Here is a 20,874-nt window from a genome sequence, read left to right as displayed (position 1 = left end):
CAATGTCCACTGAAACCGCACGCCCTCCAATGCAGCAACAGGCCTTTCCGCAGCCGCTGCTGCCGCTCAACTTCCGGAACTGGCAGTACGTCTGGCTGCGCAACTTCATGGTGTGGCGCAAGCTGGCGATTCCGTCGATGGCCGGCAACCTGGCCGACCCGATGATCTACCTGTTCGGGCTCGGGCTTGGCCTGGGCCTGCTGGTCGGGCGCGTCGACGGCGTGTCGTACATCGCGTTCCTGGCGGCCGGCACGGTGGCGTCCAGCACGATGATGTCGGCGAGCTTCGAAGCGATGTACTCCGCTTTCTCGCGCATGCATGTGCAACGTACGTGGGAGGCGATTCTTTACGCGCCGCTCAGCCTGGGCGACGTGGTCCTCGGTGAGCTGATCTGGGCCGCCAGCAAGTCGGTGCTCTCGGGCCTGGCGATCATGCTGGTCGCAGGCGCGCTCGGCTATGCGTCAATGCCGCAAGCGCTGCTGGCCCTGCCCGTCATCGTGCTGACCGGTTTCACCTTTGCCTGCCTGGCGATGAACATGACGGCGCTTGCGCCCAACTACGACTTCTTCATGTTCTACCAGACGCTGGTGATCACGCCGATGATGCTGCTCTCGGGCGTGTTCTTCCCACTGTCGCAATTGCCGGCGCCCGTGCGCGCGGCGACGAGCGTCCTGCCATTGCCGCACGCGGTGGATCTGATCCGCCCGCTGATGCTGGGCCGCACGCCCGACAACATCCTGCTGCACCTCGGCGTGCTGCTGCTGTACGCCGTTGCCGCGCTGCTGCTATGCCTGTGGCTGCTGCGCCGTCGCATGCTCAAGTAAGGCGCGATCCCAACGCCCAACAAAAAAGCCCGTCACGATGACGGGCTTTTTTGTTGCTGCGTTCGAGAATTACTCGTTCACGGCGGAGCGCTGCAGATGCAGTTGCGTGCGCGGATCGTCGTTCTGCGCGTTCTCACGATCGGCCTTGGCGGCCGAGCTGTTGCGCGCGGCCTCAAGGCGATCGAGGTACGCCTCGTCAATGTCGCCCGTCACGTACTTGCCGTCAAAGCATGACGCATCGAAATCCGTCAGTGCGGGATTGACGTCGCGCACGGCGCGCTTCATGTCTTCCACGTCCTGGTACACAAGCTGGTCTGCACCGATGATCTTGGCAATCTCTTCATGCGTGCGGCCATACGCCACCAGTTCGCCGCGCGTCGGCATGTCGATACCGTACACGTTCGGGAACTTCACCGGCGGCGCGGCTGAAGCGAAGATCACCTTCTTTGCACCGGCATCGCGTGCCATCTGCACGATCTCCGAGGACGTCGTGCCGCGCACGATGGAGTCGTCGACGATCAGCACGTTCTTGTCCTTGAACTCGATCGCCATGGCGTTGAGCTTCTGACGCACGGATTTCTTGCGCACCGCCTGACCCGGCATGATGAAGGTGCGGCCCACGTAGCGGTTCTTGAAGAAGCCTTCGCGATACGGCACGCCCAGGCGGTTGGCCACTTGCATGGCAGCGGGACGCGACGAATCCGGAATCGGCATCACCACGTCGATCGTGTCGGTAACCTCGCGCTTGATCTTCTCGGCCAGGTAATCGCCCATGCGAAGGCGTGCGTCGTACACCGACACACCGTCCATGCGCGAGTCCGGACGGGCGAGGTACACGTATTCGAAAATGCACGGCGAAAGCACCGGGTTCGCGGCGCATTGCTTGGTGTGCAGCTTGCCGTCGAGGTCGATAAAAATGGCTTCGCCAGGGGCCACATCGCGCTCGAACTTGAAGCCGATACCTTCCAGCGCCACCGATTCCGAGGCGACCATATATTCGATGCCGCCTTCCGGCGTTTCCTGGCTGCCCAGTGCGAGCGGGCGGATGCCGAACGGGTCGCGCACGGCCAGCACGCCGTAGCCCGAAATCTCGGCAGCGATGGCATACGAACCACGCACGCGGCGATGCAGACCTTCCACCGCGGTGAAGATGGAATCGCGATTCAGCGGAATGTCGTTACTGGCGCGTTGAAGCTCGTCGGCCAGCACATTGAGCAGCACTTCGGAATCGGACTGCGTGTTGATGTGGCGGCGGTCGCGCCGGAACATCTCTTCGCGCAGCTGATCGGAGTTCGTCAGGTTGCCGTTGTGTGCCAGAACGATGCCGAACGGCGCGTTGACGTAGAACGGTTGGGCTTCTTCCTCGCTAGAGGAGCCAGCCGTCGGATAACGCACTTGGCCGATGCCGCTGGTACCTGGCAGGCCACGCATATTGCGCGTGCGGAACACATCACGCACCATGCCGTTGGCCTTGTGCATGTGGAAAGTGCTGCCTGACGCGGTGGCAATACCGGCCGCGTCTTGCCCCCGGTGTTGCAGGAGCAACAGGCTGTCGTAGATCAGCTGATTGACGGGCGTGGCTGAGACCACCCCAACGATACCGCACATGTCGAACTCCAGCGAGAACGTATTTGGTGGCGCCCACACCCGTTGCGGGCGCCGAAAAAGCTTCCCGGATCGCCTAGCTTGTGGCCAGACGCTCCAGATCAATAGTGCACATACTTTGCGACATCCTGCGGCAACAACGGCTTGGCCGCTTGTGCCACCTGCTCCGCGTAGGGCCGCGTTACTGCCTCGCGCCAGAACGGTTGCTCGGGCAGACTGGTAAAGCCGGCCACCGTCATCAACACGAGGATGATCACGCCTGCGCGTGCCACCCCGAACACCATACCCAGGCCACGATCTGCCGGCTTGAGCCCCGCGCTTGCCAGCGCTGCCGAAAGCAGCGCGCCGACCAGCGAAGTTGCAATCACCGTCACGATAAACAGTAGGACGAAACCGAGAACGGTGCGTGCGACCGGGCCACCGGGCAGCGATTCCGGCATCCAGCCCGCCGCCATGCCTGAAAACGTGTACGCCACCCAGGCCGCAAACAACCACCCGAGCAGCGCCAGCACTTCGCGGATCAGCCCGCGAAACAACCCAATCAGCGCCGACGTGACGATGATGAACAGCACACCGTAGTCAAAGAAAGTCGGTTGCATCGGGCAGCGGCCTGGCTTGACTGTGGCGGAAAGCGGCGCGATGAATCAGCAAATCTGACGAGTGCGCTGAGAACACGTTGGACCGCATCGTTATTGCTGCACGAGTTTGGGCGTGAGGCCAATCTGTTCCGCACGCTTCTGCGCCGCTTCCGCAGAGGCACGATCACTGAATGGGCCCGCTCGCAGCAACGCCAGATCGCCCTTTTCAGGCACCTTCTTATGTTCGATGTAACCAGGAATCTTCTCGCCCTTGAGCTTGCCCAGCCAGTTTCGGGCGCGGTCTTCGGAAGCGAAGGCGCCGATCAGGAGAATGAACTTGCCGCCGTTGGCCTCGCTGCCCGGTGCAGCCGCTTGCTGTGCGGGCTGGGCGGCCGGTTGGGCGGGTTTCGTTGCTGGCTTGGATTCAGCGGGTGGCGTCAGGCTGGCGACAGGCTTGGGCGTTGTCGCTGGCTTGGCTGCAGCCAGCGTATTCTGAGCAGCCGCCGGCGCGTCGTTGCTTGCGACAACCTCTTCGCCCTGGTCAAGCGCCTGCGCCTGATCCGTCGACGAATCTGCAGGACGCGACGCGGAACGTCGACTGGCGACCTTCGGCTCATCGGTCGAAGCCTTGGCACCACGATCGACCGGTTGATCCTGGATCTGCACGGCGACGGCATCGGTCACGGGGCGCGGTTTCGCATCGAACACCAGGGGCAGCACGATCACGGCGGCGCCCACCAGCACCACGGCGCCGATCAGGCGGCGGCGTGCACGTTGCTTTTGCGGGAGTTCGGGGTCTAGGCCGTCGTCGTCATCATCGGTGCGACGGGAGGCGCGACTGCGGGCATTCGACGATGCGCGAGAACCGCGCACCGCATCGCGAGCCACATCGGCAGCACTGCCGGCGGCTACGCCGCGCGAGCGTTCGCCTTCAGCGTTCTTGCGGGAGGAAAAGATGGAAAACAGTCCCATGAGGGCCCCGGGTTTAGTGCGCGCGACTCTTGCGCTCCGCCAGCACGCCGGCAACGGTGTAGAACGATCCGAAGACCACGATTCTATCATCCTCGGTCGCGCGCTCCATGGCGTTGCGATACGCTGTGGCGGGATCGCTGAACGTGCTCACGCTCGATTCCTTCCCTGCGCGGAAACCGGCGTCGGCCAATGCCTGCGCCAGGCTGGCCGCACTTGCGGCGCGCGGCGTGGGCAAGTCGGTCAGGCACCAGTGGTCGACCTTGTCGAGCATGTGACCAAGCACGCCAGCAATGTCCTTGTCCTGCATCGCACCGAACACCGCGTAGGTGTAGCGGTAGAAACCCATGTTCTCGAGGTTCTGCCCAAGCGCAGCCGACGCGTGCGGGTTGTGGGCAACGTCCAGGATGACCGACGGACGGCCCGGCAAAACCTGGAAGCGCCCCGGCAACACCACTTGCGACAGCCCCAGACGCACGTCCTGCGCCGAAATCGGCAACCGGTCGCGCACCGATTCCAGCGCTGCCAGCGCCGCAGACGCATTCAGCAGCTGATTCGCCCCGCGCAATGCCGGATACCCGAGGCTCGGCCAACGGCGCCCGCGCCCGCTGAAGCCCCACTGCTGCTTGTCACCTTGAAAGTTGAAATCGCGGCCGATCAGCCAGAGATCTGCCGCAATGGCCTCAGCGTGCTTGACCAGGGAGATCGGGGGCACCGGGTCAGAACAGATGGCTGGCTTGCCCCCACGGAAGATGCCGGCTTTCTCAAAGCCGATCGCCTCGCGGGTATCGCCCAGGTAGGCCATGTGATCGAGATCGACGCTGGTGATGATGGCGCAATCGGTATCGACAATGTTGACCGCATCCAACCGCCCGCCCAGGCCAACCTCCAGGATCACCGCATCGAGGCCAGCGTTGGCGAACAGATGCATGATCGCCAGCGTAGTGAATTCGAAGTACGTCAGGCTGACTGGCTCGGGAAAGCTGCAGCGCGCGCGCTCCACCGCTTCGAAGTGCGGCAGCAGCATCGCGTCGGTGGCGATCTCGCCATTCACGCGAGCACGTTCGTTAAAGTCGATCAGGTGCGGCGAGGTATGGCAACCCACCTTGTAGCCGGCAGCCAGCAGGATCGCCTCCAGCATCGCGCAGGTCGAGCCCTTGCCATTGGTGCCGCCCACCGTGAAGACGACCGACTTGAATTCCAGCCCGAGCGCATCGCGCACGCGACTGATGCGGGCCAAGCCCATGTCGATGCCGACCGGGTGTGCGGTTTCCAGGTGGGCCAGCCAGTTGGGCAGCGTGTCGAATGTAGGCATGCGAAATATGTGGCGCGGCTTCGGGCAAACCGGCCGCGCAAAAACAAGAAGCGCGGACTCTCGCCCGCGCTTCGGTTCAACAGGTGTGCTGCATCAGGCCAGTGCGTCGGCCGGTTGCTTCTGCAGGAGCGCCAGAAGCTCGGCGATCTCGCGGCGCATGTTGCGGCGATCGACAATCATGTCGATCGCACCCTTCTGCAGCAGGAACTCAGCGCGCTGGAAGCCTTCCGGCAGCTTTTCGCGCACGGTCTGCTCGATCACGCGCGGGCCGGCAAAGCCGATCATCGCCTTGGGCTCGGCGATCACCACGTCGCCCATGAAGGCGAAGCTGGCAGACACACCGCCCGTGGTGGGATCGGTCAGCACGCTGATGAACGGCAGCTTGGCTTGCGCCAGCTTCTGGACCATCGCAGTGGTCTTGGCCATTTGCATGAGCGACAGGAGGCTTTCTTGCATGCGCGCACCGCCCGAGGCCGTCACACAGATGAACGGAACTTTCTGTTCCAGCGCCATCTGCGCGCCACGCGCGAAACGCTCGCCCACCACCGAGCCCATGGAACCCGTCATGAACTCGAACTCGAAGCACGCCACCACCACCGGCAGTGCATGGATGGCACCGCCCATCACAACCATGGCATCGGTTTCACCGCTGTTGTCCATGGCCGCCTTGATGCGGTCGGGGTACTTCTTGCTGTCCTTGAACTTGAGCGCGTCGACCGGCAGGATCTCCTGGCCAAGCTCATAGCGGCCCTCGGCGTCGAGCAGCGCGTCCAGACGGGCGCGCGCGCCGATGCGCATATGGTGATCGCACTTCGGGCAGACGTGCAGATTAGCTTCGACGTCGGTACGGTACAGCACCGACTCGCAGGCCGGGCATTTGACCCAGAGGCCTTCGGGAATGCCCTTGCGTTGCGACGGATCGGTCTGTTGGATCTTGGGCGGAAGCAGTTTGTCCAGCCAGCTCATGCGTGCTCCTTGAATGCAATGTCGCCGAGACTAGGCGTCGAGCGCCTGGCGAATCTCCGCGATGAAATCAGTCAGGTATTGTACCGCTTGTTCGCGAGGTGCCTCCTCAAGCAATTGCACAATGCGGGATCCAATGACCACCGCATCCGCCACACCGCTGATCGCACGTGCTGTGGCCGCATCACGGATGCCGAACCCGACACCCACCGGCAGCCGTGCGTGCTGGCGGATTTGCGGGATGCGCGCAGCCACTGCGTCCAGGTCGATGGTGGCCGCGCCCGTCACGCCCTTGAGCGAAACGTAATAGATGTAGCCGCTCGCCACGCGGGCGATCTGCGCGATGCGCGCCTCGGTGGACGTGGGTGCCAGCAGGAAGATCGGATCGATGCCGGCAGCGCGCATGGTCTTGGCAAAGGCCTCGCACTCTTCGGGCGGGTAGTCGACGACGAGCACGCCGTCCACGCCCGCTTCGGATGCCGCCTTGGCAAAGGCATCAACGCCCATGCGCTCGATCGGGTTGGCGTAGCCCATGAGCACCACGGGCGTCGTCGAATCGGTGGTGCGGAATGTGCGCACATACTCCAGCACCGTGCGCAGGCCGACTTTATTGGCCAATGCGCGCTCCGAAGCACGCTGGATCACCGGGCCATCGGCCATCGGGTCAGAGAACGGCACGCCCAGTTCGATGACGTTGGAACCGCCTTTGACCAGCGCGTGCATCAGGTCGACGGTCATCTCGGGGTACGGATCGCCCGCCGTGATGAACGGAATCAGGCCCTTGCGGCCCTGTGCGGACAACTGCGAAAAAGTTTGAGCAATGCGGGACATAGCGGGATCAGTGTGTCAGGCGACCTTGATGGTGTCGGGCGCCCGCGATTCAGTCGGTTGGGCGGCAAATGCGGCGGCATGCACGGCGGCCACGCGCTCGCGCGCCACGCGGCAATAGTCGGCGTTGATCTCGAAGCCGGCGAAGCGGCGGTCAAGCCGCGCACACGCCGCAGCCGTGGTGCCGCTGCCCAGGAACGGGTCCAGCACCAGGCCGCCCGGCGGGCAGCTTGCCAGGATCATGCGTTCCACCAGTTCCAGCGGCTTCTGCGTAGGATGCTCGGCGCGCTCCGGGTCTTGCCGGTGCAGGCGCGACACGCTCCACACGTCCTTCGGGTTGTAGCCGACTTCCAGCCACTTCTTGCCCTCGAAACGCTTGCGGCTGCGCGCTTTCTTCGTCTCGGCGTCGTACGGAATGCGCACGGCGTCGACGTCGAAGTAGTAATCGCGTGAAGCGGCAAAAAAGCCGATGTTGTCGTGCACCGACGAGAACTTGCGCGTGCTGCCACCCATGCTGGGCACGCGGCGGTCCCAGATGATCTCGTTGACCATTGTGAGACGCCGCTTGAGCATCACGAACAGTTCCGGCGCGTATTGCCACGTGCAGAACAGGTAGAGCGAACCGTTGCGCGCCAGCTTCGGCCGCACCGCATCGATCCAGCGTTCAGACCAGGCGAGGTAGGCATCGCCCGACAGCTTGTCGGAATCGTTGCCGTAATCCTTGCCCAGCCCGTACGGCGGATCGGCGATGACGAGGTCCACACTGCCGTCGGCCAGGTGCCCGACCCCGGTAATGCAGTCCTCGTTGAAGATGCCGTCGATGGCGCGCTCGGTCATGCGTGTGCCGTGCCGTTAGAGTTGGATGCCGGAGAGTTCAGCGACGGTATGCATATCCTTGTCACCGCGACCCGACAGGTTCACCAGCAAGATCTTGTCTTTGGGCAGCGTCGGCGCCAGCTTGCACGCATACGCCAGCGCATGGCTCGATTCCAGCGCCGGGATGATGCCCTCCATGCGGCACAGGTCATGGAAGGACTGCAGCGCTTCCTTGTCGGTAATGCCGACATATTCCGCGCGCCGCACATCCTTCAACCAGGCGTGCTCCGGACCGACGCCCGGATAATCGAGCCCCGCCGAGATCGAATGCGTCTCAATGATCTGGCCATCGTCATCCTGCAGCAGATAAGTGCGGTTGCCGTGCAGCACGCCCGGGGAGCCACCCGTGAGCGACGCAGCGTGGCGGCCGGTCTCGATGCCCTCGCCCGCCGCCTCCACGCCGATCAGCTTGACGTCAGCATGGTCGATGTACGGATAGAAGATACCCATGGCGTTGGAGCCGCCGCCTACGCAGGCGATCACGGCGTCCGGCTGGCGCCCGGTCATCTCCGGCATCTGCACTTTGCATTCCTCGCCGATCACGGCCTGGAAGTCGCGCACCATCATCGGATACGGATGCGGCCCCGCCACCGTACCGATGATGTAGAAGGTGTCGGCCACGTTGGTCACCCAGTCGCGCATCGCTTCGTTCAGCGCGTCCTTGAGCGTGCGCGAGCCCGACTCCACGGGCACCACGGTCGCCCCCAGCAGCTTCATGCGGTAGACGTTGGCGGCCTGACGGCGCACATCTTCGCTGCCCATGTACACGACGCATTCCATGCCGTAGCGCGCGGCAATCGTGGCCGTGGCCACGCCGTGCTGGCCGGCACCCGTTTCGGCAATCACGCGTGGCTTGCCCATGCGGCGTGCCAGCAGCGCCTGGCCGATCACGTTGTTTACCTTGTGCGCGCCGGTGTGGTTCAGGTCTTCGCGCTTGAGGTAGATCTGCGCGCCGCCGCAATGTTCGGTCAGGCGGCGTGCGTGATAGATGGGCGACGGACGGCCAACGAAATGTTTCAGCTCGTACTCGTATTCCTTGATGAACTCGGGGTCGTGCTGGTAGCGCGCATAGGCGTCGCGCAGTTCATCGAGCGCGTGGGACAGCGTTTCCGAAACGAAGGTGCCGCCGTAGGGGCCGAAATGGCCGTGGGCGTCGGGCAGGTTGTACATGGCAATCTCTCGAGGCGTCCGCCGAGGTCAGAGTCAAGACCCGTCGGCGGCGATATTCAGGAAGGCGTGCGCCGCGAGAAACCTGCCAGATCGGCTCAGGCCTGAACCGATGCGCCAAGGGCTGCATCGGCCTCGCGGACCGCACGCACAAATGCAGTCATCCGGGCGTGGTCCTTCACGCCCCGTGCGGCCTCGATCCCGCTGCTGACGTCAACAGCGTACGGCCGCACGCGTTCAATCGCGCCAGCGACGTTTTGCGCGCTCAACCCACCACTCAAAACGAGCCGAGGAGCGGCGCTTGGGGTTGGCAAGGATGGCGATTGCGGGAGCCATTGCGGGGGAATGAGGGTCCAGTCGAAGACGTGGCCGCCGCCGCCATAACCCTCGACAAATGCGTCGAGGAGCAGGCCTTGGGCAGCGGCAAACCGATCGGCGAATTCTACCAAATCGGCCCCCGGCTGAACACGCAGGGCGCGCAACCAAGGCAGCCCCACCTTTCCGGCAATCTCGGCGCACAGCTCTGCCGGCTCATCACCGTGGAACTGGAGCAACGTCAACGGCACTTGGTCGAGCACGCGCGCCACGTCATCCGCGCCGGCGTTGACGAACAGGCCCGTCACGGCGACGAACGGACCAGCGCGGCGGGCCAGCTCTGCCGCACGCTCGATGGGGACGTAACGCGGGCTGGGCGGATAGAAAACGAGCCCAATCGCATCGGCGCCGAGCGCGACGGCGTGGTCAACGTCGGCCGGCCGGGTCAGGCCACACAGCTTGATACGGGTACGGTGCAACGGCATGGAGGAAGCGGGATTCACGGGCCGGCGTGCTCGTCGAACACGCCACGAAACAGGCTGGACGATGCCGGAGACGCCGGCAACGAGAAGGCATCAGGATAGCCCACCTCGGCCAGATACAGTCCGTCGGGCATAAAAGTCGGGGCAGCGGCTACGCGGCTGCGGGCCACCAGGACCTCGCTCATCCAGGACACGGGCCGGCGGCCACGCCCGATCGCCACCAGGCAGCCCATGATGTTGCGCACCATGTGGTGCAGGAACGCGCTGCCGCGAATACGCACGAACACCCATTCGCCATCGCCCCGAACCTCTATCGAGTACATCGTTTTGACGGGCGACTTGGCTTGACATTCGGCCGCACGAAAAGACGAGAAATCGTGCTCGCCGACCAGTACCTGCGCGGCCTCGTTCATGGCTGCCACGTCAAGGGATTGGCCGGGCGGCAGCATCACGTAGCCAGCCTTGTCTTCGAGCAACGGTGCGCGCGTCGGACCGAAGGTCAGCGCGTAGTAATACGTGCGGCGATGCGCAGAGAAGCGCGCGTGAAAATCCTCCGGCATCTCCTGCGCCCAGCGCACAGCCACCGTCGGCGGCAGAAAGGCGTTGGTGCCGCGCACCCACGAGAAGGGCTCGCGTACGAGGTCGGTGTCCAGGTGGACCACCTGACCCAGCGCATGCACACCAGCATCGGTGCGACCGGCGACCGTGGTCGGCAGCGCCACGCCGGCAAACTGCCGCAGCGCTGCCTCCAGCGCGTCCTGCACGGTGTTGCCGTGCGGCTGCGATTGCCACCCCGAAAACGCGGCACCGTCGTACTGGATGCCGAGCGCGATGCGCGTCATGCCTTGTGAATCCTCATGCGGAAAGAAAAACGCCGGCAGGATACCACCCTGCCGGCGCTGTCGATGGCGTCAAGCGCGGTGCGTCAGCCGATCTGGCGCATCAAGGCTTGTGCCTCGGCGTGGAACGACGGATCGCCCAGGTCCAGCACTTCCTGCAGCAGTTCGCGTGCGCCTTCCTTGTCGCCGATCTCGATGTAGGCCTTGGCCAGATCGAACTTGATCTGCAGATCGCGCACACCGTCGGCGCCATGCTCGCCGGACAGCGTGTGCGGCAGGTTGGTATCCAGACGGATGGCCGATTGCGGCTCGTCGTTGGCGACCTCGGCGTGCTCTGCGTGATGCGGCTCGGATTCGAAGTGCATCGGGGCCTGCGACAGGTCGGTCGGCTGGGCCCAGCTCGGCAGGCTTTCCTCTGCGACAACAGATGCTGCCGGAGCAGTCGCTTCTGCCGCGGGCGGCGTCGGGTTCAGATCCAGCGACAGGTCCGACAGGTCCATATGCAGCGGCGGCGCGGCAACGGGCTGATAAGCCTCGCCAGCGTGCGCGTTGAACTGCGGCAGATCCGCTTCGGGTTCGGCATGCATCTTGAAGATGTCCGAGGCCTCTTCCGGTGCGGTGATCGGCTCACCTGCTGCCGGCGCCGGGAACGACTCCAGCGGCAGATCGAAATCTGCCAGTTGCGGTGCCTTGGTTGACGGCGCGGACGGGTCCAGATCCGGAGACAGCGTCGTCCAGTCGTCCCCGCGACGGGTCGTCTGGCCCGTCACCGTCGGGCTGAACGCTTCAGCAGCCACCGCAGCGCCCACACCGGCCAGGGCAGCAGCGCCCGCCACTGCAGCACCAGCGTGGCTCGGATCTTCATGCGCTTGGGCACCCGGATGGTTTCCATCACCCTGCACCGTCAGGTACAGCGGGTTGGCCGGATCAAACTTGCGACCCATCGCCGCAGCCTCTGCCCATTCCGACGAGCCCGCGCCAACTTGCGCCAGCATCTCTTCTGCAATGGTCTGGAAGCCGTGGGCGTCCTGACGATTGGCGTAAATTTCCATCAACTTCAGACGAATAGCTTGGCGCTCTGGATGTTGCTCCAGTGCCTCGCGCAGGATTTCTTCGGCTTGCACGTCGCGACCGTAGGCGATGTACACATCGGCCTCAGCAATCGGGTCGACTTCATTGCTCTCGTTGCCGCCGCCAATGCGGAAATCCGCACCGAACACGCTGTGCTGCGAGGTATCGACGCTCTGACCGCCAGCCGCGCCAAACAGCGAGTTGGCGCCCGCCATCACGGTGCTTTCCTGCGAGAGCAGGCTGTCCTGGAAGCCATGTGCCTGCTCCGGCTTCTGCTGGCGGCGGCGATACACGACCAGACCACCCAGCAGCGCCACCACCAAGCCACCCAGGCCCAGGGCCATCGGGTTGCCCAGCAACGAAGAGAGGAACGATTCTTCCTGAATCGGCGGCGGGGCCACGACCACTGGCGCCTTCTTCGGCGCAGCCGTAGGAGCCGACGCAGCAGCCACCGGAGCGCTGGCAGCCGCTTGCGGTGCCGAGGCTGCTGCCACCGGCGCCGATGCAGCTTCCGGCGTGGAAGCCGCTGCGGCCGCCGTTGTCGACGACGCCGGTGCAACAGCGGCCGTTTCTGCCGGCGCGGCGGCAACTGGAGCCGGTGCTGACGATGCCGCTGCAGCCGGTGCCTGCGCATTGGCCGCCGCTACCGCCGGAGCAGCCGTCGACGGCGCAGCACCAGCGGCCGGCTTGGCAGCGCTGGCTGCCTTGGCCAATTCAGCGTTCTTCAGTTCAACCAGGCGCTGCATGTCAGAGAGATTCTTCTCCAACTGTGCAACGCGCGATTCCATTTCCTTGAGCGCGCGTTCCTTGGCGACGAGTTCCTCATCGCGGGCAGCGGCCGCACCGGCCTTGCCGGTACGATCAGCCTTGGACAGACGCAGCTCATCGCGGCCGCTGGCTGCCGGCGTGGCTTGATCCTGCACGCGGGCCGACACGCTGCCGTTTTGCTGGCGGGCGGAGTCGGTATCCGTGGCCGCGTTGGCTTCGGCAGCCGTTGCCAAGCGATTGCGATAGCCGGCAAAGCCCGACGTTTGGGCAATGACTTCGCGGCGCGCTTCACGCGCTGGCGTTTTCTGCGCCTCGGCCTGCGACGGCACTTTCAGCACCGAGCCCGTACGCAACCGGTTGATGTTGCCGCCAATGAAAGCGTTGGGATTGTTGCGATACAGCGCCAACAGCATCTGGTCGAGCGACACGGCGTCCTGACCTTGTGCGGCCGTCGATGCCACGTCGTACAGGCTATCGCCGCGCTGCACGGTGTACGAGCCGCCGGGCGTAGCGTCCGGCGTGGCTGCAGCCGGAGCAGCTTGCTGGGCACGTGCAGCCTGCCGAGTGGCACGGGGCTGGCGTGCCGGTGCCGGCGCCGCGGCGGCCGGAGCAGCCGCCTGCGGTTGGACGGCCGAAGCAGCCGGCGCCGATTCAGCGGCGCCCGGCGTCGTGGCCTGCACCACCGGCGTCGGCGCGAAATTCTGTGCGGTACTGCTGGAGCCCACCGGGTCCAGCAGGAATGTATAAGCGCGCGAAACGTGGCCGCTCGCCCAGTTCAGGTCAACCAGAACATCCACGAATGGCTCAGCGACGGGCTGGGTCGAGCGCAGACGCACCACGTAGTTGCCATTCGATTGGCGCTCGAGCGATGCGCGCAGCGAGGAGACGATCGGGTTATAGGTCAGCCCGGCACGCGAATAGGCGTCCGGCGCAGCCAGTTTGGCGACCAGGTTTTGCACCTCTTCTGGCGTCACACCGGTCAGATCGATTTCGGCCTGCAGCGGCTGGCCGAGGCTGGAACGCACGTGCAGCGCACCGAAACCGGCCGCTTGCGCTGCGGGCTGAATCAGCAGCAGGCTCGCCGCAGCAAACGCGACGGCCGACCAGCGAGGACTGCGATGGGACGATTCTCTCCGGCGGTATTGGCTCACCCTCACCTTCGACTCCGTTATCTTTTAATGTGCAAACGAACTTAACATCAACGAGTTAGCGCAGCAAGTTCACCCAAAAAGTGAAGTGCTGGATAAGAACCGCCGTCAATCTTTATGAAAACGACACAATTGGCGAGATTCTGAAGCACCCGACGTACCCCCCGGAATGCGCGTGCTTCATGTGGCGCTAACCCTTCCCCGCGCCCCGTCCACCCCACGAATGGGCGGACGGCGTTCCGGCCGCTATTGTGTACCAACGTTACAGGCCGTGCGCATCCAGATGGCACAACGCCGCGCAGGCCGCGCGGCGTTGGTGGAAAAAGCACACTTTCTGTTGTCAGGCCGCAACGACAGCCGCCGACGCCCTGCCCGACATCGAAAGCAAAGCCCGAATCACTTGCCCAGCAGGATACGCAACGTACGGCGCAGCGGCTCAGCGGCCCCCCACAGAAGCTGGTCGCCGATCACGAAGGCGCTCACATACTCCGGCCCCATGTTCAGCTTGCGCACGCGACCCACGCCGATTTCCAGACCACCGGTGATGGAGGCCGGCGTCAGTTCCTTCTCCGTGATGCTGCGGTCGTTCGGGACCCACTTCACCCAGGGGTTGCCCGAACGGATGATCTGCTCGATTTCTTCGAGCGGCAGGTCGCGCTTGAGCTTGAGCGTCAGGCCCAGGCTATGGCAGCGCATTGCACCAATCCGCACACAAAGGCCGTCGACCGGAATCGTCTGCGCCGTGCCCAGGATCTTGTTGACCTCTGCCTGGCCCTTCCACTCTTCCTTCGACTGACCGTTGTCGAGCTGCTTGTCGATCCAGGGGATCAGCCCCCCAGCCAGCGGCGCCGGGAAGAATTCGGTCGGCACATCTTCGCGGATGGTCTTGGCAACCTTGCGGTCGATGTCGAGGATGGCGGACGCCGGATTCGCCAGTTCATCAGCCACGGCGCTGTGGATCACGCCCATGCCCTTGAGCAGTTCGCGCATGTGGTTCGCACCACCGCCCGAAGCCGCCTGGTAGGTCATCGAGCTCACCCATTCGACCAGATCCTCGCGGAACAGGCCACCCACGCCCATCAGCAGGATGGAGTTGGTGCAGTTGCCGCCGATGAAATTCTTGGTGCCAGCCGCCACCGCGTTCTTGATGAGCGACAGGTTGACCGGGTCCAGCACGATCACGGCGTCGTCTTCCATGCGCAGCGTCGAGGCGGCATCGATCCAGTAGCCGTTCCAGCCTGCCGCGCGCAGCTTCGGGAAGACTTCGGTGGTGTAGTCACCGCCCTGGCACGTGATGATCGTGTCGCATGCCTTCAGTGCTTCGATGTCATTGGCGTCGGCCAGGGGCGCATCCGTCTTGGCGAATGCGGGCGCCTTGCCGCCGGCGTTGCTGGTGCTGAAAAACACAGTGTCGATCAGGTCGAAATCCTTTTCTTCCTGCATGCGCTGCATCAGCACGCTGCCGACCATCCCGCGCCAACCGACGAGACCTACCTTCATGATTGTGAACCTCTAGTGATTTTCCCCGCCTCGGTCGCCCGGCGTGACCGCGCGGGGAAGGCGAACGGACACGACGGACGATCTAGGAGATCGTTTTTTTGGTAATGATTTTCGTGGTCGTGCGAATCTCGACAGGCGTCATGCGAGCGCGCGCGGCGGTGCCCTTGGCGGCGATAGCCAGGGTGCCCAGAATACCCAGTACGAGGACGGGGAGCGCGATCGAGATCATCTGCAAAAATATACACGATTTGGCGGCGACAAAATGCACTGCAACATGTGTCCGCCGAAAAAACGACGATTGCGGTGCCGCATGTGACGGCACCGCAACGCGTGTTTGCCTTTACAAGGCAGCGACCACCGCGTCGCCCATCTCTACAGTGCCGACCTGTTTGCAGCCCGGCGTCAGGATGTCGCCAGTGCGATAGCCCTGCTCCAGCACCTTCTTGACAGCCGCCTCGATGCGATCCGCCTGCTCGGTCTTGTTCAACGAATAGCGCAGCATCATCGCCGCCGAGAGGATCGTCGCCAGGGGGTTGGCAACGCCCTTGCCCGCAATATCCGGCGCGGAGCCGTGCGACGGCTCATACAGGCCCTTGTTGTTCGCGTCGAGCGACGCCGAGGGCAGCATGCCGATCGAGCCCGTCAGCATGGCGGCCTCGTCCGAGAGAATGTCACCGAACATGTTGCCGGTGACGATCACGTCGAAGTTCTTCGGCGCCTTCACGAGTTGCATGGCCGCATTGTCGACGTACATGTGCGACAGCTCGACGTCCGGGTACTCCTTGTGCACGTCGGTAACGATGTCCCTCCAGAACTGGAACGTCTCGAGCACGTTGGCCTTGTCGACGCTGCACAGCTTCTTGCCGCGCTTGGCGGCGGCCTGGAAGGCGACGTGCGCGATCCGGCGGATTTCCGGCTCGCTGTAGCGCATGGTGTCGAAGCCTTCACGGGCCCCGGCGAAGACACCGTCCGGTGCCGCACGCACGCCGCGCGGCTGGCCGAAGTAGATGTCGCCGGTCAGTTCGCGCACGATCAGGATGTCGAGACCGGACACGATCTCGGGCTTCAGGCTCGATGCGCCGGCCAGCTCCGGGTAACAGATCGCCGGACGGAAATTGGCGAACAGCTGCAGATGCTTGCGCAGGCCGAGAATGGCCTGCTCGGGACGCAGTTCGCGCGCCAGCGTGTCGTATTTCCAGTCGCCCACGGCGCCGAACAGGATGGCGTCAGCCTCCTTGGCGAGCTTGAGCGTGTCCTCCGGCAGCGGATGGCCCTTGGCCTCGTAGCCGGCGCCGCCCACCGGGGCGAATTCCATCTCGAACGACTCGCCCAGCACCTTGAGCACTTTCACGGCCTCGGCGACGATTTCCTTGCCAATGCCGTCACCCGGCAACACTGCAATCTTGGTCATGCGTATGTCCTTATTGTTCTGTGGTCAGCTCAGCCGACGAGCTTGTGTGCGAGCCATGGCATCTTGGCCAGGCGCTGCGCTTCGTAAGCCTTGATCTGGTCGGCGTAGCGCAAGGTCAGACCGATGTCGTCGAAGCCGTTGAGCAGGCAGTATTTGCGGAACGCCGTGATGTCGAACGGATACGCCGTACCGCCCGGCGTGACGACAATCTGCTTGTCCAGATCGACGGTCAGCTGGTAACCGGTAAAGGCTTGCGTCTCGTTGAACAGATGGTCGACCTGCGACTCCGTCAGCACGATCGGCAGCAGGCCGTTCTTGAAGCAGTTGTTGAAGAAGATGTCGGCAAAGCTCGGCGCGATGATGGCGCGGAAGCCGTACTGCTGCAGCGCCCATGGTGCGTGCTCACGCGAGCTGCCGCAGCCGAAGTTCTTGCGCGCCAGCAACACCGAGGCACCCTTGTAACGCGGCTGGTTCAGCACGAAGTCGGGGTTCAGCGGACGCTTGCTGTTGTCCTGGCCGGGCTCACCGGCGTCCTTGTAGCGCCACTCGTCGAACAGGTTCGGCCCGAAGCCCGTGCGCTTGATCGACTTGAGGAACTGTTTCGGGATGATGGCGTCGGTGTCGACGTTCTCGCGGTCGAGCGGGGCCACGAGGCCGGTGTGGATGGTGAATTGTTCCATGATTGCTCTCTCTATCTTGCCGCTCAAGCGAGCTTGCGCACGTCGACGAAGTGGCCTTCCAGCGCCGCCGCTGCAGCCATCGCCGGGCTCACCAGGTGGGTGCGGCCACCCGCGCCCTGACGGCCTTCGAAGTTGCGGTTGGATGTGGATGCGCAACGCTCGCCCGGGTCGAGACGGTCGGCGTTCATTGCGAGACACATCGAGCAACCCGGCTCGCGCCACTCAAAGCCTGCCGCCCTGAAGATCTTGTCGAGCCCTTCGCGCTCGGCCTGTTCCTTCACGAGGCCCGAGCCCGGCACGACCATCGCCAGCTTCACGTTCGGGGCAATGCGCTTGCCCAGCTTCTGTACCACCCACGCTGCAGCGCGCATGTCTTCGATACGGCTGTTGGTACACGAGCCGATGAAGACCTTGTCGATGTTGATGTCGCTGATGGCAACGTTCGGCTGCAGGCCCATGTACTCAAGCGCGCGCTCCATGGCGTTGCGCTTGTTCGGGTCTTTCTCTTTGTCGGGATCCGGCACGCGGTCTTCAATGCTGACCACCATTTCCGGCGATGTGCCCCAGCTCACCTGCGGGCGGATGTCTTCTGCGCGCAGCTCGACCACGTGGTCGAAGTGGGCGCCTTCATCGGAATGCAGCGTGCGCCAGTAGGCGACGGCTTGCTCCCACTCCACGCCCTGCGGCGCGAATGGACGGCCCTTGATGTATTCGAGCGTGACGTCATCCACGGCGACCATGCCGGCGCGGGCGCCGCCCTCGATGGCCATGTTGCACACCGTCATGCGGCCTTCCATCGACAGTGCGCGAATGGCCGAGCCGCCGAATTCCATGGCGTAGCCCGTACCGCCGGCCGTACCGATCTTGCCGATGATGGCGAGCACGATGTCCTTGGCGGTGCAGCCGCGAGGCAGCGTGCCCTCCACCTTCACGAGCATGTTCTTGCTCTTCTTGGCGAGCAGCGTTTGCGTGGCCAGCACGTGCTCGACTTCCGACGTGCCGATGCCGTGCGCGAGTGCGCCGAATGCGCCGTGCGTGCTGGTGTGTGAATCACCGCAGACCACCGTCATGCCCGGCAACGTCGCGCCCTGCTCGGGTCCGATCACGTGCACGATGCCCTGACGCTTGTCGTTCATCTTGAATTGCGTGATGCCGTAGCTATCGCAATTGGCATCAAGCGTATCGACCTGCAGCTTGGAGACCGGATCGGCAATGCCGTGCGAGCGGTCGGTGGTCGGCACGTTGTGGTCCGACACGGCGAGGTTGGCGCTAATGCGCCACACGGGACGACCGGCCATCTTCAGGCCTTCGAACGCCTGCGGACTCGTCACTTCGTGCAGCAGTTGACGATCGATATAGAGGACGGTCGTGCCGTCTTCTTCGGTATGAACGACGTGATCGTCCCAAAGTTTGTCGTAGAGCGTCTTGGCCATGATGCGATCCGTGCACAACGCGCCCTGACATTCAGGGCCGCCGCGCGAGCAGTTTCGTGGGGAGTGATCGATTATGCCACCCGGTGCATCAGGCACCGGACGTGACTGACGAAAGGGGGTTTCGCCGTTTCGCGAAGGCCCTTCCGCCATCTGCGGGCAACAAAAAACCCCGCCGGTTTCCCGGACGGGGCTTCTGTAAGCAAAGCGCCTGGCTTAGCGCTTGTCGATCGACGGCACTTCGCGGGTAGCGGCGCCGTTGAACAGTTGGCGCGGACGGCCGATCTTGTATTCGGGATCGGTGATCATCTCTTCCCACTGCGAGATCCAGCCCACCGAGCGAGCCAGCGCGAAGATACAGGTGAACATCGAGGTCGGGATGCCCAGCGCGCGCTGCACAATGCCCGAGTAGAAGTCGACGTTCGGATACAGCTTGCGGCTGACGAAGTACTCGTCTTCCAGGGCGATCTTTTCCAGCTCCATCGCCAGCTTGAACAGCGGGTCGTTGTGCAAGCCAAGCTCATTCAGCACTTCGTGGCAGGTTTCGCGCATCAGCTTGGCGCGCGGGTCGTAGTTCTTGTACACGCGGTGGCCAAAGCCCATCAGGCGCACGCCGCTGTTCTTGTCCTTGACCTGCTTGATGAACTCCGGAACCTTGTCGACGGTACCGATCTCTTCCAGCATGTTGAGTGCAGCCTCGTTCGCACCACCGTGCGCCGGGCCCCACAGGCAGGCGATACCAGCGGCGATGGCAGCGATCGGGTTCGTGCCCGACGAACCGGCCAGACGCACCGTCGACGTCGACGCATTCTGTTCGTGGTCAGCGTGCAGGATGAAGATGCGATCCAGTGCCTTCTCCAGCACCGGGTTCACCTTGTAGTCTTCGCACGGCGTGGCAAACATCATGCGCATGAAGTTGCCGGTATACGACAGGTTGTTCTGCGGGTAGATCAGCGGCTGGCCGATGTTGTACTTGTACGCCATGGCCACCAGCGTCGGCAGCTTGGCGATCAGGCGAATCTGCGAGATCTCGCGCTCGCGCGGGTCATTGATGTTGGCCGCGTCCGGATAGAAAGCGCTCATTGCACCCACGAGGCCCGTCAACACGGCCATCGGGTGGGCGTCACGGCGGAAGCCTCGCAGGAAGAACTGCATCTGCTCGTGCACCATGGTGTGATTCGTCACCACATGGTTGAACTCTTCCTTCTGCTTGGCGTTGGGCAGCTCACCCTTCAGCAGCAGGTAGCAGATTTCCATGAAATCGCACTTGCTGGCCAGATCGTCGATGGCGTAGCCGCGGTACAGCAGCTCGCCCTTGTCGCCATCGATGTAGGTGATCTTGGAATTGCACGACGCGGTCGACATGAAGCCGGGGTCGTACGTGAACTTGCCCGTCTGACCGTACAGCTTGCGAATGTCGATCACGTCCGGGCCTACCGTGCCCTTGTAGATCGGCAGCTCGACGCTGGGCGAGCCATCGGAAAACGATAGGGTGGCTTTCACTTCGGACGGCGTCATGTCGGTTTCCTTCTCTGCTGTTTATAAAAATGAAGTCGGGAGACTCCCGCCAGACGGATCGAGGGGCGCCGGCCGGGGGGGCGGCTGGACCGATTCGTCTTGCGGCAACCTCTCGCGCGCCGGTTCAGACCGAGCGCAGCAAGGTCAGGACGTGCTGGATGTGAGGCACGTCGAGTTCGCCCTCCGGCTCCTTGCGCGCAAGCAGGAGATCCATCAGGTCGTTGTCGGGTAGCTCGAACAACTGCGAGAGTGCGGCAACGTCGTCATCCGACAGTTCCGTCTCGTAGCGATTGAAGAAGCGCTCGACGATGATGTCGTTCTCAAGCAGGCCGCGTCGGGCACGCCAGCGCAAACGGGCACGCTTGTGCGGATCGGACTGATGGGAGAACGTCGGAGTGTTCACAGCAACCATACTTCCTAAAAATGCGTCGCCGGAGAAACCGCTCCGGCGACACACAATGCCAAAGTGCGCTGACTCGCGGCTTACACCGCGCGGCGCACCATCAATTCCTTGATCTTGCCGATGGCCTTGGTCGGGTTCAGACCCTTCGGGCACACATCGACGCAATTCATGATGGTGTGGCAGC

General features: G+C 63.7%; 19 protein-coding genes and 1 pseudogene. 1 reads left to right on the top strand and 19 read right to left on the bottom strand.

All coding sequences use genetic code 11. The annotated features are described in order from the left end of the window. The first annotated feature begins 2 nt into the window (after nt 1–2). Nucleotides 3–824, top strand: coding sequence for an ABC transporter permease (locus R2N16_RS19045; protein ID WP_316667518.1), 822 nt, complete (start codon nt 3–5; stop codon nt 822–824). 69 nt (nt 825–893) lie between these two features. Here the strand turns inward: R2N16_RS19045 and purF are convergent, their stop codons facing one another. The 19 genes and pseudogenes from purF to sdhB all read right to left on the bottom strand — a co-directional run. Then, nucleotides 894–2,432 (bottom strand): amidophosphoribosyltransferase, encoded by a 1,539-nt coding sequence (gene purF / locus R2N16_RS19040; protein ID WP_316667516.1) that lies wholly within the window; start codon nt 2,430–2,432, stop codon nt 894–896. Nucleotides 2,433–2,530: 98 nt separating this feature from the next. After that, complete coding sequence (locus R2N16_RS19035; protein ID WP_316667514.1) at nt 2,531–3,028, bottom strand: CvpA family protein; 498 nt, start codon at nt 3,026–3,028, stop codon at nt 2,531–2,533. Nucleotides 3,029–3,118: 90 nt separating this feature from the next. After that, entirely contained in the window at nt 3,119–3,979 is an 861-nt protein-coding gene (locus R2N16_RS19030) for an SPOR domain-containing protein (RefSeq protein WP_316667512.1), read from the bottom strand. A 13-nt stretch (nt 3,980–3,992) separates the two neighbouring features. Next, nucleotides 3,993–5,291 (bottom strand): bifunctional tetrahydrofolate synthase/dihydrofolate synthase, encoded by a 1,299-nt coding sequence (gene folC, locus R2N16_RS19025; RefSeq protein ID WP_316667510.1) that lies wholly within the window; start codon nt 5,289–5,291, stop codon nt 3,993–3,995. 93 nt (nt 5,292–5,384) lie between these two features. Next, nucleotides 5,385–6,257, bottom strand: a complete 873-nt coding sequence (accD, locus tag R2N16_RS19020) for an acetyl-CoA carboxylase, carboxyltransferase subunit beta (RefSeq protein ID WP_316667508.1) — start codon at nt 6,255–6,257, stop codon at nt 5,385–5,387. Nucleotides 6,258–6,287: 30 nt separating this feature from the next. Continuing rightward, a complete protein-coding gene (trpA, locus tag R2N16_RS19015; protein ID WP_316667505.1) occupies nt 6,288–7,085 on the bottom strand; it encodes a tryptophan synthase subunit alpha in 798 nt (265 codons plus the stop codon). 15 nt (nt 7,086–7,100) lie between these two features. After that, a complete protein-coding gene (locus tag R2N16_RS19010) occupies nt 7,101–7,919 on the bottom strand; it encodes a DNA-methyltransferase (protein ID WP_316667504.1) in 819 nt (272 codons plus the stop codon). A gap of 15 nt (nt 7,920–7,934) precedes the next feature. Further along, entirely contained in the window at nt 7,935–9,128 is a 1,194-nt protein-coding gene (gene trpB, locus R2N16_RS19005) for a tryptophan synthase subunit beta (protein WP_316667502.1), read from the bottom strand. A gap of 95 nt (nt 9,129–9,223) precedes the next feature. Further along, a complete protein-coding gene (locus tag R2N16_RS19000) occupies nt 9,224–9,925 on the bottom strand; it encodes a phosphoribosylanthranilate isomerase (protein WP_316667499.1) in 702 nt (233 codons plus the stop codon). A 14-nt stretch (nt 9,926–9,939) separates the two neighbouring features. After that, nucleotides 9,940–10,764: a tRNA pseudouridine(38-40) synthase TruA gene (gene truA / locus R2N16_RS18995; RefSeq protein WP_316667497.1), complete on the bottom strand. Its 825-nt coding sequence runs from the start codon at nt 10,762–10,764 to the stop codon at nt 9,940–9,942. A gap of 83 nt (nt 10,765–10,847) precedes the next feature. After that, nucleotides 10,848–13,757: a FimV/HubP family polar landmark-like protein TapV gene (tapV, locus tag R2N16_RS18990; protein WP_316667495.1), complete on the bottom strand. Its 2,910-nt coding sequence runs from the start codon at nt 13,755–13,757 to the stop codon at nt 10,848–10,850. A 387-nt stretch (nt 13,758–14,144) separates the two neighbouring features. Then, complete coding sequence (gene asd / locus R2N16_RS18985) at nt 14,145–15,248, bottom strand: aspartate-semialdehyde dehydrogenase (RefSeq protein ID WP_316667493.1); 1,104 nt, start codon at nt 15,246–15,248, stop codon at nt 14,145–14,147. An 82-nt stretch (nt 15,249–15,330) separates the two neighbouring features. Next, complete coding sequence (locus R2N16_RS18980; RefSeq protein ID WP_316667491.1) at nt 15,331–15,516, bottom strand: hypothetical protein; 186 nt, start codon at nt 15,514–15,516, stop codon at nt 15,331–15,333. Nucleotides 15,517–15,588: 72 nt separating this feature from the next. Beyond that, nucleotides 15,589–16,659: a 3-isopropylmalate dehydrogenase gene (leuB, locus tag R2N16_RS18975; RefSeq protein WP_316667489.1), complete on the bottom strand. Its 1,071-nt coding sequence runs from the start codon at nt 16,657–16,659 to the stop codon at nt 15,589–15,591. A 29-nt stretch (nt 16,660–16,688) separates the two neighbouring features. Next, on the bottom strand, nt 16,689–17,339 hold the full coding sequence (gene leuD, locus R2N16_RS18970) for a 3-isopropylmalate dehydratase small subunit (protein WP_316667487.1): 651 nt from the start codon (nt 17,337–17,339) through the stop codon (nt 16,689–16,691). Between the two features lie 23 nt (nt 17,340–17,362). Further along, on the bottom strand, nt 17,363–18,772 hold the full coding sequence (leuC, locus tag R2N16_RS18965) for a 3-isopropylmalate dehydratase large subunit (RefSeq protein WP_316667485.1): 1,410 nt from the start codon (nt 18,770–18,772) through the stop codon (nt 17,363–17,365). A gap of 213 nt (nt 18,773–18,985) precedes the next feature. Further along, nucleotides 18,986–20,287, bottom strand: a complete 1,302-nt coding sequence (gene gltA / locus R2N16_RS18960) for a citrate synthase (protein ID WP_004634431.1) — start codon at nt 20,285–20,287, stop codon at nt 18,986–18,988. A gap of 124 nt (nt 20,288–20,411) precedes the next feature. Next, complete coding sequence (locus R2N16_RS18955; protein WP_009241006.1) at nt 20,412–20,699, bottom strand: FAD assembly factor SdhE; 288 nt, start codon at nt 20,697–20,699, stop codon at nt 20,412–20,414. A gap of 71 nt (nt 20,700–20,770) precedes the next feature. After that, a pseudogene (sdhB, locus tag R2N16_RS18950) lies at nt 20,771–20,874 on the bottom strand (succinate dehydrogenase iron-sulfur subunit); the annotation flags it as partial.

Origin of the sequence: Ralstonia psammae, assembly GCF_958405935.1 — a bacterium.
Lineage (GTDB): Bacteria > Pseudomonadota > Gammaproteobacteria > Burkholderiales > Burkholderiaceae > Ralstonia > Ralstonia psammae.
The sequence above is the reverse complement of the archived record's forward strand: the minus strand, read 5'-3'. Positions and strand labels throughout refer to the sequence as shown.

Bases quoted from the DNA above. Each gene is read 5' to 3' on its own strand.
- R2N16_RS19045 (WP_316667518.1), top strand. From the start codon at position 3: ATGTCCACTGAAACCGCACGCCCTCCAATGCAGCAACAGGCCTTTCCG.
- purF (WP_316667516.1), bottom strand. From the start codon at position 2,432: ATGTGCGGTATCGTTGGGGTGGTCTCAGCCACGCCCGTCAATCAGCTG.
- R2N16_RS19035 (WP_316667514.1), bottom strand. From the start codon at position 3,028: ATGCAACCGACTTTCTTTGACTACGGTGTGCTGTTCATCATCGTCACG.
- R2N16_RS19030 (WP_316667512.1), bottom strand. From the start codon at position 3,979: ATGGGACTGTTTTCCATCTTTTCCTCCCGCAAGAACGCTGAAGGCGAA.
- folC (WP_316667510.1), bottom strand. From the start codon at position 5,291: ATGCCTACATTCGACACGCTGCCCAACTGGCTGGCCCACCTGGAAACC.
- accD (WP_316667508.1), bottom strand. From the start codon at position 6,257: ATGAGCTGGCTGGACAAACTGCTTCCGCCCAAGATCCAACAGACCGAT.
- trpA (WP_316667505.1), bottom strand. From the start codon at position 7,085: ATGTCCCGCATTGCTCAAACTTTTTCGCAGTTGTCCGCACAGGGCCGC.
- R2N16_RS19010 (WP_316667504.1), bottom strand. From the start codon at position 7,919: ATGACCGAGCGCGCCATCGACGGCATCTTCAACGAGGACTGCATTACC.
- trpB (WP_316667502.1), bottom strand. From the start codon at position 9,128: ATGTACAACCTGCCCGACGCCCACGGCCATTTCGGCCCCTACGGCGGC.
- R2N16_RS19000 (WP_316667499.1), bottom strand. From the start codon at position 9,925: ATGCCGTTGCACCGTACCCGTATCAAGCTGTGTGGCCTGACCCGGCCG.
- truA (WP_316667497.1), bottom strand. From the start codon at position 10,764: ATGACGCGCATCGCGCTCGGCATCCAGTACGACGGTGCCGCGTTTTCG.
- asd (WP_316667493.1), bottom strand. From the start codon at position 15,248: ATGAAGGTAGGTCTCGTCGGTTGGCGCGGGATGGTCGGCAGCGTGCTG.
- leuB (WP_316667489.1), bottom strand. From the start codon at position 16,659: ATGACCAAGATTGCAGTGTTGCCGGGTGACGGCATTGGCAAGGAAATC.
- leuD (WP_316667487.1), bottom strand. From the start codon at position 17,339: ATGGAACAATTCACCATCCACACCGGCCTCGTGGCCCCGCTCGACCGC.
- leuC (WP_316667485.1), bottom strand. From the start codon at position 18,772: ATGGCCAAGACGCTCTACGACAAACTTTGGGACGATCACGTCGTTCAT.
- gltA (WP_004634431.1), bottom strand. From the start codon at position 20,287: ATGACGCCGTCCGAAGTGAAAGCCACCCTATCGTTTTCCGATGGCTCG.
- R2N16_RS18955 (WP_009241006.1), bottom strand. From the start codon at position 20,699: ATGGTTGCTGTGAACACTCCGACGTTCTCCCATCAGTCCGATCCGCAC.